General features: G+C 70.1%; 19 protein-coding genes and 1 pseudogene. 13 read left to right on the top strand and 7 right to left on the bottom strand.

Annotation, left to right across the window (positions count from 1 at the left end; all coding sequences use genetic code 11):
* Positions 1-11 precede the first annotated feature (11 nt).
* The 3 genes from QH470_RS14535 to QH470_RS14525 form a co-directional block, all read right to left on the bottom strand.
* Positions 12-725, bottom strand: coding sequence for an HD domain-containing protein (locus tag QH470_RS14535; protein WP_280272878.1), 714 nt, complete (start codon positions 723-725; stop codon positions 12-14).
* An 82-nt stretch (positions 726-807) separates the two neighbouring features.
* Complete coding sequence (locus QH470_RS14530) at positions 808-1,434, bottom strand: alpha-ketoglutarate-dependent dioxygenase AlkB (protein WP_280272877.1); 627 nt, start codon at positions 1,432-1,434, stop codon at positions 808-810.
* A gap of 32 nt (positions 1,435-1,466) precedes the next feature.
* Entirely contained in the window at positions 1,467-2,693 is a 1,227-nt protein-coding gene (locus QH470_RS14525; protein WP_280272876.1) for a glycosyltransferase, read from the bottom strand.
* A gap of 195 nt (positions 2,694-2,888) precedes the next feature.
* On the opposite strand from QH470_RS14525, the gene ligA reads away from it, so the two are divergent.
* The 4 genes from ligA (at position 2,889) to QH470_RS14505 (ending at position 7,641) form a co-directional block, all read left to right on the top strand.
* Entirely contained in the window at positions 2,889-4,880 is a 1,992-nt protein-coding gene (ligA, locus tag QH470_RS14520; RefSeq protein WP_280272875.1) for an NAD-dependent DNA ligase LigA, read from the top strand.
* A gap of 82 nt (positions 4,881-4,962) precedes the next feature.
* Positions 4,963-5,742 (top strand): hypothetical protein, encoded by a 780-nt coding sequence (locus QH470_RS14515; RefSeq protein ID WP_280272874.1) that lies wholly within the window; start codon positions 4,963-4,965, stop codon positions 5,740-5,742.
* 354 nt (positions 5,743-6,096) lie between these two features.
* Entirely contained in the window at positions 6,097-6,831 is a 735-nt protein-coding gene (locus QH470_RS14510) for an alpha/beta hydrolase family protein (protein WP_280272873.1), read from the top strand.
* Positions 6,832-6,963: 132 nt separating this feature from the next.
* Complete coding sequence (locus tag QH470_RS14505; protein WP_280272872.1) at positions 6,964-7,641, top strand: hypothetical protein; 678 nt, start codon at positions 6,964-6,966, stop codon at positions 7,639-7,641.
* Positions 7,642-7,668: 27 nt separating this feature from the next.
* Here QH470_RS14505 and QH470_RS14500 read toward each other — a convergent pair whose 3' ends face one another.
* The gene (locus QH470_RS14500; protein WP_280272871.1) at positions 7,669-8,253 is read right to left on the bottom strand and encodes a winged helix-turn-helix transcriptional regulator; all 585 of its coding nucleotides are present in this window, start codon (positions 8,251-8,253) and stop codon (positions 7,669-7,671) included.
* 92 nt (positions 8,254-8,345) lie between these two features.
* Between QH470_RS14500 and QH470_RS14495 the strand changes: the two genes are divergently transcribed.
* Positions 8,346-9,557 (top strand): pyridoxal phosphate-dependent aminotransferase, encoded by a 1,212-nt coding sequence (locus tag QH470_RS14495; protein WP_280272870.1) that lies wholly within the window; start codon positions 8,346-8,348, stop codon positions 9,555-9,557.
* A 31-nt stretch (positions 9,558-9,588) separates the two neighbouring features.
* Here the strand turns inward: QH470_RS14495 and QH470_RS14490 are convergent, their stop codons facing one another.
* The gene (locus QH470_RS14490; protein ID WP_280272869.1) at positions 9,589-10,464 is read right to left on the bottom strand and encodes an alpha/beta fold hydrolase; all 876 of its coding nucleotides are present in this window, start codon (positions 10,462-10,464) and stop codon (positions 9,589-9,591) included.
* Positions 10,465-10,707: 243 nt separating this feature from the next.
* On the opposite strand from QH470_RS14490, the gene pyrR reads away from it, so the two are divergent.
* The 6 genes from pyrR to carB are packed head-to-tail and all read left to right on the top strand — an operon-like array spanning position 10,708 to position 18,533.
* Entirely contained in the window at positions 10,708-11,343 is a 636-nt protein-coding gene (pyrR, locus tag QH470_RS14485) for a bifunctional pyr operon transcriptional regulator/uracil phosphoribosyltransferase PyrR (protein ID WP_280272868.1), read from the top strand.
* Entirely contained in the window at positions 11,340-12,305 is a 966-nt protein-coding gene (locus QH470_RS14480) for an aspartate carbamoyltransferase catalytic subunit (RefSeq protein WP_280272867.1), read from the top strand. Before pyrR ends, QH470_RS14480 begins: the two co-directional genes overlap by 4 nt.
* The gene (locus QH470_RS14475) at positions 12,302-13,606 is read left to right on the top strand and encodes a dihydroorotase (protein ID WP_280272866.1); all 1,305 of its coding nucleotides are present in this window, start codon (positions 12,302-12,304) and stop codon (positions 13,604-13,606) included. The genes QH470_RS14480 and QH470_RS14475 overlap by 4 nt, the downstream gene beginning before the upstream one ends.
* The gene (locus tag QH470_RS14470; RefSeq protein WP_280272865.1) at positions 13,607-14,116 is read left to right on the top strand and encodes a PH-like domain-containing protein; all 510 of its coding nucleotides are present in this window, start codon (positions 13,607-13,609) and stop codon (positions 14,114-14,116) included.
* 11 nt (positions 14,117-14,127) lie between these two features.
* A complete protein-coding gene (gene carA, locus QH470_RS14465) occupies positions 14,128-15,225 on the top strand; it encodes a glutamine-hydrolyzing carbamoyl-phosphate synthase small subunit (RefSeq protein WP_280272905.1) in 1,098 nt (365 codons plus the stop codon).
* Complete coding sequence (gene carB, locus QH470_RS14460) at positions 15,225-18,533, top strand: carbamoyl-phosphate synthase large subunit (RefSeq protein ID WP_280272864.1); 3,309 nt, start codon at positions 15,225-15,227, stop codon at positions 18,531-18,533. The genes carA and carB overlap by 1 nt, the downstream gene beginning before the upstream one ends.
* Before the next feature lie 198 nt (positions 18,534-18,731).
* Here carB and QH470_RS14455 read toward each other — a convergent pair.
* Positions 18,732-19,739: pseudogene (locus QH470_RS14455) on the bottom strand (serine/threonine-protein kinase); the annotation flags it as partial.
* A 136-nt stretch (positions 19,740-19,875) separates the two neighbouring features.
* Between QH470_RS14455 and QH470_RS14450 the strand changes: the two are divergent.
* Together QH470_RS14450 and QH470_RS14445 are read left to right on the top strand one after the other, a co-directional pair.
* On the top strand, positions 19,876-20,307 hold the full coding sequence (locus tag QH470_RS14450; RefSeq protein ID WP_280272863.1) for a type II toxin-antitoxin system Rv0910 family toxin: 432 nt from the start codon (positions 19,876-19,878) through the stop codon (positions 20,305-20,307).
* Positions 20,308-20,580: 273 nt separating this feature from the next.
* Positions 20,581-21,342: a 3-hydroxyacyl-CoA dehydrogenase gene (locus tag QH470_RS14445; RefSeq protein WP_280272862.1), complete on the top strand. Its 762-nt coding sequence runs from the start codon at positions 20,581-20,583 to the stop codon at positions 21,340-21,342.
* A 54-nt stretch (positions 21,343-21,396) separates the two neighbouring features.
* On the opposite strand, the gene QH470_RS14440 is transcribed toward QH470_RS14445, so the two are convergent.
* The gene (locus QH470_RS14440) at positions 21,397-21,855 is read right to left on the bottom strand and encodes a cupin domain-containing protein (RefSeq protein WP_280272861.1); all 459 of its coding nucleotides are present in this window, start codon (positions 21,853-21,855) and stop codon (positions 21,397-21,399) included.
* Positions 21,856-21,917 lie beyond the last annotated feature (62 nt).

Genomic DNA, 21,917 nt, shown 5'->3' with positions numbered 1-21,917 from the left:
GCCGGGCGCGGTCAGCCGCGGTCGAGGATGGCGTCGAATCTCTCGTCGGCGCGGTCCAGCTGGTCGAGAATGTGGTCCTTCACGTGGTCGGCCAGGGGCGTGTCGGCGCGCGTCACCAGCTCGCGGTAGACCGCGGTCAGCGGGCGGTACTTGGTGGCCAGCTTGTGCATGACGGGACCGGTGGCGTACAGGATGCCGACGCCGTTGTCGGTGAAGTCGGAAATCTTCACCACCCGCGCCCAGGGATTGCGGGCCAGACTGCTGGAGACGTGCTCGCGGTATTGCGTGTGCCGGTCCATCGCCGGATCGAACGGCGGGTTGGTGACGGCGGCGACCAGCGTCGCCACCCGGGCGCCGAAATCCTCGGCGATCGCGGTGAGCGCGGCGTCGGGCACCGAACCCGTTCGGGCGCCGGCCAATTCGCGCCCGTGGTCCTCGACCGCGTCGTGCAGCAGGCCGGCAATCACCACGTCGGTGTCGCGGACCTCGTAGTGACTGACGATGCGAATCGCCACGCGCAGCAGGTGACTGACGTAGGGCTCGCGGCCGTATCGGTCGTCCCGGTGCAGGTCCGAGGCCAGGCGCAGGGCCGCCGTAACCCGTTCGGGCTCCGGCAGTTTCTCGGTCTCGAGTTCCATGCGCCGGCGCAGCCCGACCTCCCCGTGCACATCGGAGATCGTGTGCAGCGGCATCACCGAGAGGATTCCCGCCCCAACAGTATTCATGAAGCCAATGTATCGGGCTGGTCCGACGGATACACTTATCGATCCCTTGCGCCGCGGCGGACGCCAGTTGAACTCCGGGTGGCTACCGCACGCCGCGCGGCCGGAATTGGATGCTGATGCGCGGCCCCACCGGGCGCCGGGTCTTGGGTACCGCATGCTCCCACGTGCGCTGGCAGGACCCGCCCATCACGATGAGATCGCCGTGGCCGAGCTGGTAGCGCACGCTCGCGCCGCCTCCGCGCGGGCGCAGCTGCAGCGCTCGCGCCGCGCCGACCGACACGATGGCCACCATCGTGTCGTGTGTCGCGCCGCGCCCGGACGTATCGCCGTGCCAGGCGACGCTGTCGTCGCCGTCGCGGTAGTAGCACAGCCCCGCGGTGCGGAACGGCTCGCCGAGTTCGCCGAGGTAGTGGGCGCTCAGCGCGTCGCGGGCGCGGTCCAGGACCGGGTCGGGCAGCGTCTCGGACTCGCCGTAGAAGCGCAGCAGCCGCGGGACGTCCACCACCCGGTCGTACATCTGGCGCCGGTCGGCCCGCCAGGGCACCCGGGTAACGAGTGCCTGGAACAGCTCGTCGGCCCCGCGCAGCCAGCCCGGCAGCACATCGACCCAGGCTCCCTGACCCAGCATCGTGCGACGCAGCCCGTGCAGCGACCCGAGGTCGGTCTCCCCGAATCCGTCCAGTAGCGAACCCTGCAGCGGTGTAGACATGCGTTCGAATCTACGTACTATCGAACATATGTTCAAGCGCGGCGGTTGCGGGCGGCTTCCTCGAGGAGCAATTCGGCGGCTACCGATGCCCCGTCGGTCCGGACCGTTTCCGCCACGGTCCGGGCCCGCGTTCGGGTTTCGGGGGTGAGTGCCGTGCCGAGTGCGGCGGACAGGGATTCGACGGTCGGTGCCGAGTTGTGGTGTGCCGCACCGATTCCCAGCTCCGCGACGCGTGCGGCCCAGGACGGCTGGTCCGCGATCCGGGGTACGACCACCTGGGGCGCGCCGGCGCGCGCCGCCGCCCGGGGGGGGCCCGCGCCGCCGGGATGCCTGACGGCGGCCATCCTGCCGAACAGCGCCTGCTGGTTGACCTCGCCGACGGCGAAGCAGTCGTCGGCATCGTCGACCGGAGCGAGGTCGGCCCAGCCGCGGGCGAGGACGACGCGGCGACCCTGGGCGCGGACCGCCTCGATCGCCACCCGGGCGATGTCCTTCGGGACATACGCCGCCATGCTGCCGAACCCCACGTACACCGGTGGCGCGCCCGCGTCCAGGAACGCGGTCAGCTCGTCCGGGAGCGGCCGATCGTCGGGCAGGATCCAGGCCCCGGTCTGCACGACATCGAGGTCCGTCCGGCCCTGCGACGGGCACAGCGTCGCATCCGCCGCGAGCCAGGGCCGGTCGGTGAGAACGTGGTCGCGGACGTTGTCGACCGGCGGCAGGCCGATCTCCGCCCGGTGGCTGTTGAGCGCCTCGCCGTACAGGGCGTTCACCCGCTGGGCGTCCTGTTCCCACAGCACGCGATTGTCGGTCTCGTCCTGCGGGGACGGCGTGCCCGGGCGTCGCCCCGGCGGGAAATCCCGTGACGGCAACCCGAGCAGGTGGAAGCACGCGAGCACGTAGTGGATGCCGAGTTTCTCGGCGACGTCCCGGGCACCCGCCGGCATCAGGCCGGTCACCAGCAGCGCGTCACAGCCCTCGGCCGCCACGGTGAGCGTCTCGAACCGGGCCGCGACCAGGGCGGGAGCGAGCCGGAACGCGTCCTGCGCCGTCGGCGGCGCCGGGTTGGCGACGATCGAATGCACCGGCGGGCCTAGTGGCACCAACGGCACACCGGCCCGCTCGAGCAAGCTCGCGAACTCCTCGTCCGGCGGCGCGCACACCCGCGCCTCCGCGCCCAGTTCCCGCAACGCCACCGCGAGCCCCGCCAGCGGTTCGACGTCCCCGCGCGACCCCCACGTCGTCAACAGCACACGCACTTTCGCAACTCCCATTTTCGCAGGTCAGGGCTTCCGGCCGGGCCATTCTGGGGCACCACCGGTGCCTTGCCGCAAGCCCCCCTGCCCGCTATATGCTGAAAGTGACAGGAGAACCGGCCCGCGGATGCGCGGATCGACGCTCCGCGGAGTGCCGTTTGTGCTGGATGTCAGTGGGTTTCGGTAGCGTCAACGGCTGTGGAAGCTGGGGAACGTATCGAGGAACTCGCGGACCGCATCGTGGCGCTGCGCGAGGCCTACTATCAGGGCTCGCCGCTGGTGGCCGACGCCGAGTACGACGCCATCGAGGACGAGCTGCGCGGCCTGATCGAGTCGCACCCGGAGCTGGCGCCGGACCCGAATCCGCTGGAGCAGGTCGGCGCGCCGGCGGTGCTGCACGCCCCGATCCGGCACTCGCGCCCGATGTTGTCGCTGGAGAAGGCGACCAAGCCGGAGCAGGTCGCGGCGTTCTTCGACCGCTTTCCCGGCCAGTCGGTGGTCGTGATGCCTAAGCTCGACGGATTGTCCCTGGCCCTGGTCTACGAGGACGGGCGGCTGACGCGGGCGGTGACCCGCGGCGACGGCACCACCGGCGACGACGTGACCATGCTGGTCCGCGCGCTGGTCGACGGTGTGCCCGAGCGGATCGACGTCCCGGCGCGGGTGGAGGTGCGGGGCGAGGCGGTGATGCTGCGATCGACCTTCGCCGCCTACAACACCGCTCATCCGGACAAGCCGCTGATCAACCCGCGCAACGCCGCGGCCGGCACGCTGCGGGCGAAGGACCCGGCCACGGTCGCCGAACGGCGACTGCGGTTCTTCGGCTTCGACCTCGACACCTCGGCCGGGAGCGCCGCGGTCGATCTCGAGGAGGGGCTGGCGGCGCTGGGGATCGCCGGTGCGCAGATGCGGCACTGCGCCGACGCCGAACAGGCCCAGGCGGCGATCACCGCGATCGAGCAGGGGCGCAACGCGCTGGACTACGACCTCGACGGCGCGGTACTGCGACTGGCCGACCGCGATGCCTACGCCGCGGCGGGGACCCGGTCGAACTCGCCGCGCGGCGCGCTGGCGTTCAAGTTCGCCGCCGAGGAGAAGACCACATTGCTGGCCGACGTGGTCTGGGATGTGGGCAAGACGGGCAAGGTCGTCCCGGTCGCCTGGCTCGAGCCGGTGTTCGTGGGCGGCACGACGGTCACGAGGGCCACGCTGGCCAACCAGGAAGTGATCCGGGCCCGCGACATCAAGATCGGTGACACCGTGCTGGTGCGCCGCGCGGGCGATGTCATCCCGTTCGTGGCCGGAGTGCTCGACGCCTCCCGTCGCACCGGCGAGGAGCGCGAGATCGTGCCGCCCACCGCCTGCCCGTCGTGCGCGCAGCCGGTCACCGAGCAGGGCAACAGTCGAGAGTTGTTCTGTACCAACGTTTCCTGTCCCGCCCAGACGGTGCGGAGACTGATCCACTGGGCGTCGCGGGCGGCAGCGGATATCGACGCCATCGGGCAGGTGTGGATCGAACGCCTGGCCGAGGCGGGTCTACTGGAACGCCCTTCGGACTTCTACACGCTGACCAAGGAGCGTCTGCTCGAGTTCGACCGCATCGGCGAAATCTCGGCCGCCCGCATGATCGAATCGATCGATGGCAGCCGCGGAGTGGGCCTGCGCCGCGCGCTGATCGGCCTGGCGATTCCGATGGCCTCCGACGGCACCGCCGCCCGCCTGGCCCGCGCGGGATTCGGCTCGCTCGAGGAGGTGGCCGACGCGGGCGAGGAACGGCTGGTGGCCGTGGAGGACATCGGCCCGAAGGTGGCCGCGTCCCTGGTCGAACATCTCACGCGCCTGCGCCCCGAACTGCGGCGGTTGCGCGAGGCGGGCGTCTCCCTGGACGTGCGCGAGGAGGACCTGCCGCCGGTCGTCGCGGCCGGTGCGCCGCTCGCGGGTAAGACGGTAGTGATCACGGGCGCGATCAGCGACCCGCGCTCGGGTGAGAAGGTCGCCCGCCCGACGTTCCAGCGCCTGTGCGAGAAGGCGGGCGCGACGGCGGCGTCCTCTGTCTCGGCGAGCACCGACATGCTGATCACCGGCGCGGGAGTCGGCGAAAGCAAGCTGACCAAGGCGGAGAAACTCGGTGTCGAGGTCGTCGATCAGGGCGAGATCTGGACTCTGCTGATCGACGCCAAAGTCGTCTAGCCCGGGGCCTGCCGGTACCAACCGACCGGTCGGCAGCTGGTTGTTCGATGCGCCCGGCCGTGCGAGGGAGGACGATTGAGGTGTGGCAGCTGAACAGCACCGGCCTCCCTCGGGATCGGCCGAGCCGAGCCAGAGCGACTCGCCCGCCGAGAACACCTCCCGGCCCGCGCGGCGGTTCGAAGGCTGGGAACACGCGCTCGCCGAGCGCGAGGCCGCGGTGGGCGAGCGTGAGGCCGAGGCGGCGGCCCGCGAGGAGACAGCGGACTGCCGGCAGGCCGACGCCGACCGTCGCGACGAGCTGGCCGACCGGCGCGAGTTCGCGGCGGACGCCCGCGAGGAGACCGCGAACCTGCGCGAGGACGCCGCCGACGCGCGCGAACAGCGGTTGGACGCCCGGCAGCAGTCCCTGGACGAGCGCGCCCACAATGTCGGCTGGTCCGCGGAACCCCCGGACACGCGGAGCCGTGAGCTGATCGACCGCGCTCGCGCCCAGCTGGCCACCAGCGCCGCCCGCCTGGACCGGGGCGAAGTGTCGCTGAACCGCGTCGCGGCCCGGGAAGTACGGGAACAGAACGAAATCGAGCGTGCCGTCGACGACAGCCGCCGCCGCATGGACCATATGACCACCCCGCACACCACCGGCACACCGCCGGAGTGGCCGCACGCCTTGCGGCAAGACCTGGCCGCGGCGGCCCGCAAACTCGCCACCGCCGAGGACGAGACAGCCCGCCTGTACGACGACATCGCCGCCCGCTACCCCGAAGACGCCGCCGAGGCCACCCACATCGCCGACCACGCCCGCGAATCCGCCCGCCGCGCCCGCGAAGTCGCCGACAAATTCGCCTCCCCGCCAATGACCTAGGCGCGACCGGCCCCCCACCACCGTCCGCTCCCAAAGCGGAGTACCGACGCATTGCGGTTCCCGACCGGCCGCGCTGCACGACCGGCCGCGCTGCACGACCGGCGGTGCTGGCCGACCGCCAGTGCGACCAACTGGTGGCGCTCACCGACTGGCGGTGCCGAGCGACCGGCCGTGCCGCCCGACCGGCGGAGCCACCGGTTGGTCGGCCAGCACCGCCGGACGGCGGGCGGGGGCAGCGGTGCGGGTGCGGCAGCCCGTAGGCGCACGACGTTCGCGGCTGCTGACGACTCGGACGCCGAAACTGCTTGTGGCATCGGGGGTTCGAGGCCAGGGGGCTCGAGGCAGACTGAGGGCATGGCAGAAGCAGCGGCCGTCGAGGTGCGGCGGCAGGATGAGTTCGATCTCTATCGACCGGGGACCGCGACAGGACCGTTGCCGACGGTGGTGCTCGTGCACGGGCCCGCGCCGGCCGGGATGCAGCCGCGGGAATCGCCGCTGTTCGCCGGGTATGCCACCCTGATGGCCGGATCGGGAGTGGCGGCGGCGGTCGTGGGCGTGCGGTATCAGGGTCTCGACGGGTGGCCGCCGGGCACGGTCTGGCCGCCGAACGCCGACTTCACGGCCACCGCCCACTGGCTCGAGGGCGTGGTGCATCGAATCCGCGAGGCGCCCGCCTCCGACCGGGACCGGCTGGCGATCTGGGCCTTCTCCGGCGGCGGCATGCTCACCGGCGGCTGGCTGGCCGAATCGCCGCCGTGGCTGCGCTGCGTGGCGCTGACGTATCCCGTGCTGGCAGACCAGAATCCGGGGTCGAACACCCCCGCGCCGTGCGACCTGGTGCGTCCCGGTCGTCCGATCGTGCTCACCCGCGTCGGCCGGGAACGACCCGAATTCCAGGCCACCGTGGACCGCTTCCAGGCCCGCGCCGCCGCGGCCGGTGCGGCTGTCGAGGTGATCGACGTGCCCGACGGGGAACACGGATTCGACGCCTTCGTTCCCGCGCTGGATTCCTGCCCACCGGTGCTCACCGCCATCTCGAGCGTCACGAAACACCTTGCCGCCGAGCCTAAGTCCGAGGCACCCCGGTAGCCCGGGGGCTCCTGCCGCAGCTGGGCCATCGGTACCCGAACCGGCCCCGAGTGCCGCGAACCCGTGTCGGTGCACGATACGGGGTATCCCTTCCTCGTATCCTCGGGCCAGCCGACGAGAGGGGTTTCCCGGATGTTCGAGCGCGCGTTACAGAAATCGGTCGAACTGGTGCTCCGCGGTGGTACCGGAGTGCAGGCGCCACTGGCGACGCGGTACGTGGAACGGCTGCGCCGCCGTGACCCGAGCCGTTCGCCCGAAGATCTGGCGCGCGGCCTCGAGTCGCGCTACCTGCTGCTGGTGACGGCCAGCGGCACGGCGGCGGGCCTCAGCGCCGTGGTCCCCGGCGTCGGCACGCTGATCGGCTTGGCGGTCAGCGGTGTCGAATCGGCGTTCTTCCTGGAGGCCTCGGCGTTCTACGCGTTGTCGACGGGCGCGCTGTACGGCCTCGAGTCGATGTCGCCGCGGCAGCGGCGCGCGCTGGTCGTGGGAGTCGTCGTCGGGGAGAGCGGCGCGGAACTGCTGGGCAAGCGCGCCGGTGAGTCGGCCAAGGACTGGGCGAGCGCGGTCGCCGACAAGCTGCCGGTGGTGCGTTCCATCGACAACTCCCTGGCGCGGCGCTTCATCGTGCAGTTCATCGCCAAGCGCGGTGTGCTTCTGTTCGGCAAGACGCTGCCCGTCGGACTCGGCGCGGTGATCGGCGCGACCGGCAATCGCGCGCTGGCCCGCAGCGTGATCACCAACGCGCACAACATGTTCGGTCCCTCGCCGGTGAGCTGGCCGGACACGCGCACCGACGCGATCGGCGACTGATCCCGATCGCGCCGCCCGCGCGGTGACTCACGGCCACGAGACCTCCGGCGCCGCCTCCGCCAGCGACCGCGACCCCGTGGCGACGGCGGTGGCGGTCGCCAGGTCCAGGCGCAATTCCAGATCGGGTGCGGCGGCCGGTCCGTCGCGGTGCGTGATCCCGGTGTCGTCGACGACGAGATGGAACACGGTCTCGCCGATGTGCACGGTGACGGTACCGGCGGTGAGGCGCTGGGCGACGGCACGGCCGATCGGCAGCGCGAACCAGTGCGCGCGCACGGCGTCGGTGGGACGGCGTGCGCCGAGCAGCCCGGTGCCCCAGTCCGACAGCGCCTCCAGCACCGGCCGCAGCGCCGCACCGGCGGGCGTCAGTTCGTAGACCGCGGTCGTCGCGCGCGGTCCGACGCGCTGGCGGGTCAGAATGCCGTCGCGTTCGAGGTCCTTGAGCCGGGCGGCGAGGACATCGGTGCTGATCCCGGGCAGATCGGCGAACAGGTCGCTGTAGCGGCGCGGACCCGGGCACAGTTCCCGGACCACCAGCAGGCTCCAGCGATCGCCCACCACATCCAGGGCTCGGCTCGCGGCGCAGTAGTGGTCGTAGCTTCGGCGTGGCACGATCCCACTCTAGCCATCTGCTTGGAAAAACCAAGTGCATACTTGGAGATTCCAAGTAGAGTGTGCGGAAGTCGTTGCGAGAAGGGATGTTCATGCAGGTCAAGCAGTCGAGCAAGCTGTCGGGGGTCTCGTACGAAATCCGCGGACCGGTGGCCGAGCAGGCGGCGCGGCTGGAGGCCGAGGGGCACCACGTGGTGAAGCTCAATACCGGCAACCCGTTGCTGTTCGGTTTCGAGGCGCCCGCGGAGATCCTGCAGGACATCGTCCGCAACCTGCCGGCGTCCAGCGGCTACTGCACGTCCAAGGGTCTGCTGTCGGCGCGGCGCGCGGTGGTGCAGTACTACCAGACCCTCGGCGTGGCCGATGTCGATGTCGAGGAGGTGTTCCTCGGCAACGGCGTCTCCGAGCTGATCATGATGGCCATGACGGCGCTCCTCGAGACCGGAGACGAAGTCCTCGTTCCCGCACCGGATTTCCCGCTGTGGACCGCCGCGACGACTCTCAACGGCGGTCGCCCCGTGCACTACGTGTGCGACGAGTCCGCGGACTGGTACCCGGACATCGCCGACATCGAGGCGAAGATCACCGACCGCACCCGCGCGATCGTCGTCATCAACCCGAACAATCCCACCGGCGCGGTGTACCCGCCCGAGGTGCTGCGGCAGGTGCTCGAGGTCGCCCGCCGCCATCACCTGGTGGTGTTCTCCGACGAGATCTACGACAAGGTCCTGTACGACGACCTCGAGCACGTATCCACCGCCGCGCTCGCGCCCGACCTGCTGTGCCTGACGTTCTCCGGCCTGTCGAAGACCTACCGCTGCGCGGGATTTCGCTCCGGCTGGCTGGTGGTCTCGGGCCCGACCCAGCACGCGCAGAGCTATCTGGAGGGACTGACCATGCTCGCCGGTCTCCGGCTGTGCGCGAATGTGCCTGCGCAACAGGCGATTCAGGCGGCGCTGGGCGGCCATCAGAGCATCTACGACCTGACTCTGCCCGGCGGCCGGCTGCGCGAGCAGCGCGACCGCGCGTGGGAGGCGCTCAACAGCATTCCCGGTGTGTCGTGCGTGCGGCCCAAGGGCGCGCTCTACGCCTTCCCCCGCATCGACCTCGACATGTATCCGATCCACGACGACGAGCGTTTCGTGCTGGACCTGCTGCTGCAGGAGAAGCTGCACATCGTGCAGGGCACCGGATTCAGCTGGGCGCGCCCGGACCACTTCCGGATCGTGACGCTCCCGCACGCCGACGAACTCGAGGCGATCATCGAGCGCATCGGCCGCTTCCTCGCCACCTATCGGCAGTAATCACGGTGCGGCGCAGCCGAATTCGCCGCGGTCAGGTGCCGCCGGGCTGGTGGGCACGCACGAAATCGACGACGGCGTCGGTGAATTGATCGTTCACGTCGCTGGCGGCGGTATGGGCGGCGCCGCGGATCTCGACGTACTCGAGATGCGGGACCAGGCGCCGGAACTCGGCCACTCCTTGCTCGCTGACCACATCCGAGAGCCGTCCGCGCACCAGCAGCACGGGCATCGTCAGCTGCCGGGCCGCGTCCTCGAGCACCGAGGTGTGCAGTTCGATGTCCTCGCCGCGGCCGGACATCATCGCCGGATCCCAGTGCCAGTACCAGCGGCCGTCCGCGCGCTGCCGGAGATTGCGGCGCAGGCCGTCGGTGGTGCGCGGGCGGGTGCGGTGCGGCAGGTACTCGGCCACGGCGTCGGCCGCCTCGTCGAGGGTCGCGAAGCCCTCGGGGTGTCCGCTCAGGAACTTCAGAACCCGTTCCACCCCTTTGTGTTCCGGGCGCGGCACCACGTCCACCAGGACCAGCCCGGCGATCCGTTCGCTGCCCGGCCGGGCGGTGGCCAGCAGGCTGGTCAGCCCGCCCATGCTGGCGCCCACCAGAATCGCGGGCCGGCCGAGTTCGGCGAGGATGCCGAGCAGGTCGGCCGTCATGGCCTCGCGGGAGTAGTCGCCGTCGGGCGCCCAGTCGCTCTCGCCGTGCCCGCGCGCGTCCAGCAGCACCGCGCGCAGCCCGACCTTCGCCAGCGCCGCGCCGGAGTCCTTCCAGGAGTGGCGGGTCTGCCCGCCGCCGTGCAGGAACACCGCGAGGGGGCCGTCGTCCGGGCCCCAGCTGTCGCCCGCCAGCCGGATTCCGCCCTCACCGCGGAAGGTGAGGCGGCGCGGTTCGGTGAAGTCGGCATCGTTGCTCACCTCACGAGCATGACACAGGTTCCAGTTCCGATATACACCGTATGAACGATTGTCCCCGTGTTCGCCGGACGCGCCGCCGCCACTCCCGCGCGTGGAGCGAACCGCCATGCGCGGGCATCTGCGCAGGTGGTGGCGCTCACAGCGGCACCCCCGATGACCGGCGTTTGCGGGTGCGCTGCTAGGCTCACTGCTCGAAAGACATCCTTTAACGGACCGTCCTGCGAGGCGGGGAAGGAGGTCGGCATGCCTGTGCCCGAAGACAGCGCGGCCAGGTCGAACGCTGCCGAGTATTCGCAGCGGCACGATCCCGAATGGGTTCGCGCCGGGCGCGAGCTGCTGTCGGCGCGGGATGTGGGCCGGACCATCGCGCGCATGGCCCACCAGATCATCGAGAAGACCGCCCTCGACTCCGCGGACCCCGATGTGCCACGGGTGGTGCTGATCGGAATCCCCACTCGCGGAACCACTCTCGCCGCGCGGCTCACCGACCGGATCGAGGAATTCTCCGGCGTGCGCCCGGCGCTGGGTTCGCTGGACATCACCCTTTATCGCGACGACCTGCGCAACCGGCCGCACCGGCCACTGGAGCGCACCTCGGTGCCCGAGGGCGGCATCGAGGACACGCTGGTGGTGCTCGTCGACGACGTCCTGTTCTCCGGCCGCAGCGTGCGATCGGCCCTCGACGGCCTGCGCGATCTCGGCCGCCCGCGCGCGGTGCAGCTGGCGGTGCTGATCGACCGCGGCCATCGCGAACTGCCCATCCGTGCCGACTACGTCGGGAAGAACGTGCCCACCTCCCGCAGTGAGGACATCTCCGTGCTGTTGACCGAACACGACGGCCACGACGGCGTGTACCTGCATCAGGGGGCGGGGCAGTGAGGCATCTGCTGTCGGTCACCGACCTGGACCGGGCCGCGGCCACCGAACTGCTGGACGACGCCCAGCGTTTCGAGCAGGCGCTGCTCGGCCGCGAGGTGCGCAAGCTGCCGACGCTGCGCGGGCGCACCGTGATGACGGTCTTCTTCGAGAACTCCACCCGCACCCGGGTGTCGTTCGAGGTGGCGGGGAAGTGGATGAGCGCCGACGTGATCAACGTGAGCGCGTCGAGTTCGTCGGTGTCCAAGGGCGAATCGCTGCGCGACACCGCGCTCACCCTGCACGCCGCGGGCGCCGACGCGCTGATCGTGCGGCACCCGGCCTCCGGCGCGGCCCATCAGATCGCCCGCTGGTTCGGTGAGATGAACGCGGGCGCAGGCGGTTTCGCCGGTCCCGGGCCCGCGGTGGTCAACGCCGGGGACGGCATGCACGAACATCCCACACAGGCGTTGCTGGATGCGCTGACCCTGCGGCAGCGGCTCGGTACCCTGGAGGGTAAGCGTGTCGTGATCGTGGGCGACATCCTGCACAGCCGGGTCGCGCGTTCGAACGCGTTCCTGCTGAGCATCCTCGGTGCCGACGTGGTGCTGGTTGCGCCGCGCACGCTGCTACCCGTCGGCGTGGACGGGTGGCCGGTACGGGTCTCGCATGCGCTGGACGCCGAACTGCCCGGCGCGGACGCGGTGATGATGCTTCGCGTGCAGGCGGAACGGATGAACGGCGGATTCTTCCCCTCGGCACGCGAGTACTCGATCAACTACGGACTGAACGAGCGGCGGATGGCACTGCTCGACGACCATGCGGTGGTGTTGCACCCGGGACCGATGCTGCGCGGCATGGAAATCGCGGCATCGGTGGCGGACTCACCGAAAGCCGCTGTGCTGCAACAGGTTACCAACGGAGTGCATATGCGGATGGCGGTGCTGTTCCGCCTGCTGATCGGAGCAGGGGAGGCGGTGGCGTGAGCGGGAGCGACGTGCTGATCAAGAACGTGCGCCTCTACGGTGCGGGCGATCCGGTGGACGTGCTGCTGGCCGACGGCGAGATCCGGGAGATCGGGACGGATCTGGGCGTGGTCGACGCCGAGACCATCGACGGCACCGGCCAGTTCCTGCTGCCGGGCTTCGTGGACCTGCACACGCATCTGCGCGAGCCCGGCCGCGAGGACACCGAGACCATCGAGTCCGGATCCGCCGCCGCCGCGTTGGGCGGCTACACCGCCGTATTCGCGATGGCCAACACCAGCCCGGTCGCCGACAGCGTCGTGGTCACCGATCACGTGTGGCGGCGCGGACAGGAGATCGGCCTGGTCGACGTGTATCCGGTCGGCGCGGTCACGGTCGGCCTGCGCGGCAAGCAACTGGCCGAGATGGGCACCATGGCCGCGGGGGCGGCCGGCGTCCGGATCTTCTCCGACGACGGCCACTGCGTCTACGACCCGCTGATCATGCGCCGCGCCCTGGAATACGCCAACTCCCTGGGCGTGCTCATCGCCCAGCACGCGGAGGAGCCGCGGCTGACCGACGGCGCGGTGGCGCACGAGGGCCCGACCGCCGCCCGGCTCGGCCTGGCCGGCTGGCCGCGCGCCGCGGAGGAGTCGATCGTGGCCCGCGACGCGCTGCTGGCCCGCGACGCCGGCGCGCGCGTGCACATCTGCCACGCCTCCACCGCGGGCACCGTCGAGTTGCTGAAATGGGCCAAGGGCCAAGGCATTTCGATCACCGCCGAGGTCACCCCGCATCATCTGCTGCTGGACGACTCCCGACTGGAGACCTACGACGCGGTGAACCGGGTGAATCCGCCGCTGCGCGAGGCGTCCGACGCGGCCGCGCTGCGGCAGGCGCTGGCCGACGGCGTGATCGACTGTGTCGCCACCGACCACGCCCCGCACGCCGAGCAGGACAAGTGCTGCGAATTCGCCGCGGCCCGGCCCGGCATGCTCGGCCTGGAGACCGCGCTGTCGATCGTGGTCGAGACGATGCTCGAGCCCGGCCTGCTGGACTGGCGCGGCATCGCCCGCGTGCTGAGCGAGAATCCCGCGCGGATCGCGGGCCTCGACGATCAGGGCCGGCCGCTCGCGGTCGGCGAACCGGCAAACCTGGTGCTGGTCGACCCGGACACCTCGTGGACGGTGCGGGCAACGGAGCTCGCGAGCATTTCCAAGAACACGCCGTACGAGGCGATGACCCTGCCCGCGCGGGTGACGGCGACGTTCCTGCGCGGCCGGATCACCGCCCGCGACGGCAAAGCGGTGGGGAGACCCTAGATGGAGCGAACGCTGTGGGTGCTGGCGTTTCTGGCGCTGTTCCTGCTGTGCCTGTGGCTGATGTACCGGGCGTGGCAGGGGAAGGCGCGGCGGCAGGCGTCCTCGATCGGGGAACTGCCCGCGGTGCCCGCCGACCTCGGGGCGCAACTGCTGGAGCCCACGACGGGTCTCTACCTCGGCAGCACCCTGGCGCCGAGTTGGATCCAGCGGATCACGGTCGGCGACCTGGGCTTCCGCGCCACGGCGGAGCTGACCCGGTTCGAGCGGGGCATCCTGCTCGAGCGCGACGGCGCGGCCGCGATCTGGATTCCGCAGGAATCCGTCACGGCGGTTCGCACCGAACGCGGGCACGCGGGCAAGGTGATGACGGAAGATGGTGTGCTGGTAATTCGCTGGACACTGCCTACCGGGACCGAGGTGGACACCGGGTTCCGCGGTGACGACAAGACGGTGTATCCGGCCTGGACGAAGGGCGCGACCGGCACGATGACGGGAGACGAGAACACGTGAGCAACGCGGTGATGGTGCTGGAGGACGGCCGGGTGTTCCGCGGCTCGGCCTTCGGCGCCGAGGGCGAGACGCTGGGCGAGGCGGTGTTCTGCACCGCGATGACGGGGTACCAGGAGACGCTGACCGACCCGAGCTACCACCGGCAGATCGTGGTGGCGACGGCACCGCAGATCGGCAACACCGGCTGGAACGACGAGGACGACGAGTCGAAGCGGATCTGGGTGGCCGGGTACGCCGTGCGCGACCCGTCGCGCCGGGTGTCCAACTGGCGCGCCACCACCACGCTGCCCGAGGAGCTGCGCCGCCAGAACGTGGTCGGCATCGCGGGCATCGACACCCGCGCGCTGGTCCGTCACCTGCGCACCCGCGGCTCGATGAAGGCGGGCATCTTCTCCGGCCCGGCCGCCGACGCCTCGGTCGACGAGTTGCTGGGCCGTGTCACCGGCCAGCCCTCGATGCTCGGCGCGGACCTGGCCGGCGAGGTCAGCACCGACGACGTCTACACGATCGAGCCCACCGGCGAGCACCGGTTCACCGTGGTCGCGGTCGACCTCGGGATCAAGACCAACACGCCGCGCATGTTCGCCGAGCGCGGGATGCGCGTGCACGTGGCGCCGTCGAGCGTCACGCTCGACCGGATCAGGGACCTGAAGGCGGATGGGGTGTTCCTGTCCAACGGTCCCGGCGACCCCGCCACGCAGGACGGTGCCGTGGAACTCACCAAAGCCGTTCTGGGCGAAGGCATTCCGTTGTTCGGCATCTGCTTCGGTAACCAGATCCTGGGCCGCGCGCTGGGCCTGGGCACCTACAAGATGAAATTCGGCCACCGCGGCATCAACGTGCCGGTCGTCGACCACGCCACCGGGCAGATCTCCATCACCGCGCAGAACCACGGGTTCGCGCTGGAGGGCGAGGCCGGGGAGCGGTTCGACACTCCGTTCGGCGCCGCGGAGGTCAGCCACACCTGCGCCAACGACGGCACCGTCGAGGGTGTGCGGCTGGTGGACGGCCGCGCCTTCTCCGTGCAGTACCACCCGGAAGCCGCCGCCGGGCCCCATGATGCCGCTTATCTCTTCGACCGTTTCGCCGGTCTCATGGAAGGAGCCTGATGCCCCGCCGCGAGGATCTACGCCACATCCTGGTGATCGGCTCGGGCCCGATCGTGATCGGCCAGGCCTGCGAGTTCGACTACTCGGGCACCCAGGCGTGCCGGGTGCTGCGGGCCGACGGCCTGCGGGTCTCGCTGGTCAACTCCAACCCGGCCACCATCATGACCGACCCGGAGTTCGCCGACTCCACCTACGTGGAGCCCATCACGCCGGAATTCGTCGAGAAGGTCATCGAGAAGGAGCGGCCCGACGCGATTCTGGCGACGCTCGGCGGCCAGACCGCGCTGAACACCGCCGTCGCGCTGCACGAGCGCGGGGTGCTGGAGAAGTACGGCGTGGAACTGATCGGCGCCGACTTCGAGGCCATCCAGCGCGGTGAGGATCGGCAGAAGTTCAAGGACATCGTCGCCAAGGTGGGCGGCGAGTCCGCGCGCTCCAAGGTCTGCTACACCATGGACGAGGTCCGCGAAACCGTTGCGGAACTGGGCTTTCCGGTGGTGGTGCGGCCGTCGTTCACCATGGGCGGGCTGGGCTCGGGCATGGCCTACAACGACGCGGACCTCGACCGCATCGCCGGCGGCGGCCTCGCCGCGTCCCCGACGGCCAATGTGCTCATCGAGGAATCCATCCTGGGCTGGAAGGAATTCGAGCTCGAGCTGATGCGCGACGGCCGCGACAATGTCGTGGTGGTCTGTTCGATCGAGAACGTCGACCCGATGGGCGTGCACACCGGCGATTCGATGACCGTCGCGCCCGCGATGACCCTCACCGACCGCGAATACCAGAAGATGCGCGATCTCGGCATCGCTATTCTGCGTGAGGTCGGCGTCGACACCGGCGGCTGCAACATCCAGTTCGCCATCGACCCGAGCGACGGCCGCCTGATCGTCATCGAGATGAACCCGCGTGTGTCGCGGTCATCGGCGCTGGCCTCCAAGGCGACCGGTTTCCCGATCGCCAAGATCGCCGCCAAGCTGGCCATCGGCTACACCCTCGACGAGATCGTCAACGACATCACCAAGGAGACCCCGGCCTGCTTCGAGCCCACGCTCGACTACGTGGTCGTCAAGGCGCCGCGGTTCGCGTTCGAGAAGTTCCCCGGCGCCGATCCGACGCTGACCACCACCATGAAGTCGGTCGGCGAGGCGATGAGCCTGGGCCGCAACTTCGCCGAGGCGCTGGGCAAGGTGCTGCGCTCGCTGGAGACCAAGGCCACCGGCTTCTGGACCCTGCCCGACGGCGAATGGACCGATCCCGCGGCGATTCTCGAAGATCTGCGGACCCCCACCGAGGGCCGTATCTATCAGGTCGAGCGGGCGCTGCGGCTGGGCGCGAGCATCGAGGACGTCGCCGCCGCCTCCGGGATCGACCCGTGGTTCGTCGCCGAGGTCGCGGCCCTGGTGGATCTGCGCATCGACATTCTCGCCGCCCCGGTCCTCGACGAGCGGCTGCTGCGCCGGGCGAAGCACTACGGGCTGTCCGACCGCCAGCTCGCCGCCCTGCGCCCGGAACTGGCCGGTGAGACCGGCGTCCGGGAGCTGCGCCACCGCCTCGGCGTGCGCCCGGTGTACAAGACCGTCGACACCTGCGCCGCGGAGTTCGAGGCCAAGACGCCGTACCACTACTCCGCCTACGAGCTGGACCCGGCGGCGGAGTCCGAGGTGGCGCCGCAGCCCGAACGCGACAAGGTGATCATCCTCGGCTCCGGCCCGAACCGCATCGGCCAGGGCATCGAGTTCGACTACTCGTGCGTGCACGCCGCCCAGACCCTGTCCGAGGCCGGGTACGAGACGGTGATGGTCAACTGCAACCCGGAGACCGTCTCCACCGACTACGACACCGCCGACCGCCTCTACTTCGAGCCGCTCACCTTCGAGGACGTGCTCGAGGTGTACCACGCCGAACGCGAGTCCGGCACGGTCGCGGGCGTGATCGTGCAGCTGGGCGGCCAGACGCCGCTCGGCCTGGCACAGCGGCTGACCGACGCCGGCGTGCCCGTGGTCGGCACCTCCGCGGCGGCCATCGACCTGGCCGAGGATCGCGGCGAGTTCGGTGACGTGCTGGTCGCGGCCGGGCTGCCCGCGCCGAAGTACGGCACGGCCACCACCTTCGCGCAGGCGAAGGAGATCGCCGCCGGGATCGGTTACCCGGTGCTGGTCCGCCCGTCCTACGTGCTCGGCGGGCGCGGCATGGAGATCGTCTACGACGAGACCTCGCTGGAGGGCTACATCTCCCGTGCCACCGAGCTGAGCCCGGAGCACCCGGTGCTGGTCGATCGGTTCCTGGAGGACGCCATCGAGATCGACGTCGACGCGCTGTGCGACGGCGACGAGGTCTACCTGGGCGGCGTGATGGAGCACATCGAGGAGGCCGGTATCCACTCCGGCGACTCGGCGTGCGCGCTGCCGCCGATCACCCTGGGCCGCAGCGACATCGAGGCTGTCCGCCGCTCCACCACGGCCCTGGCCAAGGGCATCGGCGTGCGCGGCCTGCTCAACGTGCAGTACGCCCTCAAGGACGACGTGCTGTACGTGCTCGAGGCCAATCCCCGTGCGAGCCGGACGGTTCCGTTCGTCTCCAAGGCCACGGCGGTGCCGCTGGCCAAGGCCGCGGCGCGGATCATGCTCGGCGCCACCATCGCCGAGCTGCGCAAGGAGGGCATGCTGCCCGCCGAGGGCGACGGCGGCCACGCGCCGCTGGACGCGCCGGTCGCGGTGAAGGAGGCGGTGCTGCCGTTCCACCGGTTCCGCCGCCCGGACGGCACCGGCATCGACTCCCTGCTGTCGCCGGAGATGAAGTCCACCGGCGAGGTGATGGGCATCGACGCCGACTTCGGCACCGCCTTCGCCAAGAGCCAGGCCGCGGCCTACGGGTCGCTGCCGGTCTCGGGCACCGTGTTCGTCTCCATCGCCAACCGCGACAAGCGGGCGATGGTGTTCCCGGTGAAGCGGCTGCACGACCTCGGTTTCCGCATCCTCGCCACGGACGGCACGGCGGAGATGTTGCGGCGCAACGGCATTCCGTGCGAGCCGGTGCGCAAGCACTCCGAGCCGGGGCCGTCGGACGAGCCGACGATCGTCGACCACATCAAGGATGGTGAGATCGACATCGTGTTCAATACCCCGTACGGCAATTCGGGGCCGCGCGTCGACGGATACGAGATCCGCAGCGCAGCGGTGGGTGTGAGCATTCCGTGTATTACGACGGTGCAGGGTGCGGCCGCGGCCGTGCAGGGTATCGAGGCAACGATCAACGGCGGTATCGGGGTGCGCTCGCTGCAAGAGCTGCACGCCGTACTTCGGGGCTGACTGAAGGAGACATAACGGTGGGAACCATCGGGTTTGGCGCGGGACCGCGACCGGTAGGCGCTGGACGAGTGAAGCCGCGGCGCCGCGCGATCGACGGCGCCGTGGTGGGCCCCCCCCCCCGCGGGGGGGGGCCGGCCCGGGGGGAGGGGGGGGGGGTAAGCCCCCCCCGGGGGCCCCGCCCCCCCCCCCCCCCCCCCCCGCCACCGGCGGGGTGGGCGTGCGCGCGGTGTTCAGTTGCGATGTGTGCCGGCGTCCGGAACCGGTGAGTACCGTGCCCGACCGGTGCCCCGCGGGTTCCGCGGGCGGCAGCGGAATCGGGAGTTCGTCCGGCGGAAGGCCGTGCCGCTCTTGCACATCTCGCAGCAGGAGACCGAATTCCTCAGCTGTAGAAGGCCTTTCGTGACGCTCGCGTGACATGGAACGCTCGATGACCGCGGTCAGATCCGGCGGCAGCCCGGCCGCGCCGAGATCAGGCGTCGGCTGCTTGGTGATGCGCAGGAATTGCGCCACCAACTGCTCGCCGCTACGCCTCTCGAACACCGCGTGCCCGGTGGCGGCACAGAACAGGGTGGCCGCCAGCCCGTACACATCGGCGGTGGCGTCGGGCGTGTGTCCCTGCAACACCTCCGGCGCAGTGAAGGCGGGCGAGCCGGTCACGCTACCCGCCGTGGTCACGAAACCGCCTGCGAGCCGGGCGATTCCGAAATCCGCCAGTTGCGGTTCGCCGTACTCGTCGAGCAGGATGTTGCCCGGCTTGACGTCCCGGTGCAGCATGCCGAGCCGGTGCGCGGTCTCCAGCGCCCCCGCGATCTTCACCCCCACGTGCAGCGTGTTCTGCCATTCGAGCGGCCCGTAGTCCTGAATCCGCGCGTCCAGCGATCCGTGCGGCTGATACTGCATCACGATGAACGGCCGCCCCGTCGCGGTGGACCCCACCTCGAAAACGCTCACGATGTGCGGATGACCGGACACCTTGCCCATCGCCAGCTGTTCGCGGACGAACCGTTCCAAGTTCTCCGATTCCAGGTCCGCGGTGAGCACCTTGACCGCCACCGTGCGTTCCAGCGCCGGTTGAAAACACCGGTAGACAACGCCGAAGCCGCCGCTGCCGATCTCGCCGGCCCCGGGGAAACCGGCGGCATCCAGCTCCGCCGCGTATCCCGAGACGGGGTCGCGTTGCGTGGAGAGTGGATCGTGATACGCCACGGCGACCTCGAGACAACTTTCGACCGGTTACTCACGAGGATATTCCGGCCGCGCCGATTCGGTAGCCCTTTGTTTTCTGTCTGCCCCGGTGGCCTGGGCGAACGCCGTGGTCGGCCGGAATCGTTAGCATGCACGGGTGGCTAATCTGAAGGTATCGGTCGACGTCCCGATCTCGCCCGATCGGGCGTGGGCGCATGCGGCCGATCTGCGCGAGCTGGATCAGTGGTTGCTCATGCACGAGGCGTGGCGGGGCAGTGTTCCGGAGGAGCTGACCCCCGGCACCGAACTGGTCGGCATCGCGTCGGTGAAGGGTCTGCGCAATCGCGTGCGATGGACCGTGCGCACGGCCGAACCGCCGAAGCGGCTGGTGCTCAGCGGTTCCGGGAAGGGCGGCTCCAAGTTCGGGTTGGAGCTGCGGGTGGCGCCGAAGGGCGACGGGTCGGAGGTCACCGTCGACATCGAGCTGGGCGGGCGACCGCTGTTCGGCCCGATCGGCGCGGGGGTGGCCCGCGCGCTGAAGGGCGACATCGACCGTTCGCTCGCGCGCTTCGTCGAGTTGTACGCCTGAGCCCACCGAATCAGCCGGCGTTTGGCGAGATCCCGCCGAAACTGTAACATGTTTCAGTTGAGGGATATCGGACAGAGAAGCGAACTCGACAGAACATCAGCACACCGGCGCGCGTCTTGACGACTGTCATATTTGTCCGCACACCTGCGCAGTTGATGCACCGTCGATGGTCTACCAGACGTGCGATCTACGTCGGACAGGTGCGAATCGCTATTTACTTAGCGGCGCGCTGCCGGTTAATCTGGCGCGGACGCAGACAGAAGGGAAGGTCTCATGCAGATCAACAACGCCGTCGCGGTGGTGACCGGCGGCGCCTCCGGGCTGGGCCTGGCGACCGTGCGAGAACTGCACGGCCAAGGCGCCAAGGTGGTCATCATCGACCTGCCGTCCTCCGACGGCGAGGCCATCGCGAAGGAACTCGGCGAGAGCGTGGTGTTCGCCGCCGCCGACGTCACCGACGAGGAGCAGGTCACCGCCGCCCTCGACGCCGCCCAGGGCCTCGGCGAACTGCGGATCGCCGTGAACTGCGCCGGCATCGGCAATGCGATCAAGACCGTGAGCAAGAAGGGCGCCTTCCCGCTGGCCGACTTCACCAAGGTCGTCAACGTCAACCTGATCGGCACCTTCAACGTCATCCGTCTTGCCGCCGAACGTATTTCGGCCACCGAGCCGGTCGGCGAGGAGCGCGGCGTCATCATCAACACCGCCTCGGTCGCCGCGTTCGACGGCCAGATCGGCCAGGCCGCCTACTCCGCCTCCAAGGGCGGCATCGTCGGCATGACACTGCCGATCGCGCGGGATCTGTCGAGCCTGAAAATCCGCGTGAACACCATCGCTCCCGGCCTGTTCCACACCCCGCTGTTCGCGACCCTGCCCGACGAGGCGATCGAATCCCTCGGCGCCCAGGTCCCGCACCCGTCCCGGCTCGGCAACCCCACCGAGTACGCCGCCCTCGCCCGCCACATCGTCGAGAACCCGATGCTCAACGGCGAAACCATTCGTCTCGACGGCGCCATCCGCATGGCGCCCCGCTGAGCGAAAACCGCTCCGGCACAACGTCGAAGGCCCGGCCCACGCCGGGCCTTCGGGCTATTCCTCGTACCGGATGTCGTAGCGAGCGGCGATCGGGTTGATCTTCACCGGATCCAGGACGCCGTCGGTCAGCACCCCGGGCCCCGCCTCGAACAGATCCTGCAGATAGCACTCCCATCCGCCCGGCGACGAGATCTGCAACACCCGCGGCGGCGGATCGGATACACACCGCAACGCGTGCGGAATCCCGTGCGGCAGTAGCACGAACGTACCTGCGACGGCAGTGAACGACCGATCGTCGAAGTCGACGCCGAGTTCCCCGTCCAGCACGTAGATCGCCTCGTCGGCGACGTGGTGGGTGTGCCGTGGGATATCCCTCGCCAAGGACACCTCCAACAGCGAGAACCTCCCTTCGGTGTCCTCGGTTGTGGCCTTCACCGCGAACGCGGGCGGCAGCGCCACCCGGCCGGGGCGGGTGTCGCCGCGGGCCAGGCAGAGGAATCGATCGTGAGACATCGCGTGCTAACCTCTCGATGAAAATAAACGGAATCGGAATCCTATTCCGTTTCAAGTCTAGA

Source organism: Nocardia wallacei, assembly GCF_029868745.1.
Lineage (GTDB): Bacteria > Actinomycetota > Actinomycetes > Mycobacteriales > Mycobacteriaceae > Nocardia > Nocardia wallacei_B.
Note: the sequence above shows the minus strand (reverse complement) of the source record. Positions and strands in the feature narration are given on the sequence as shown.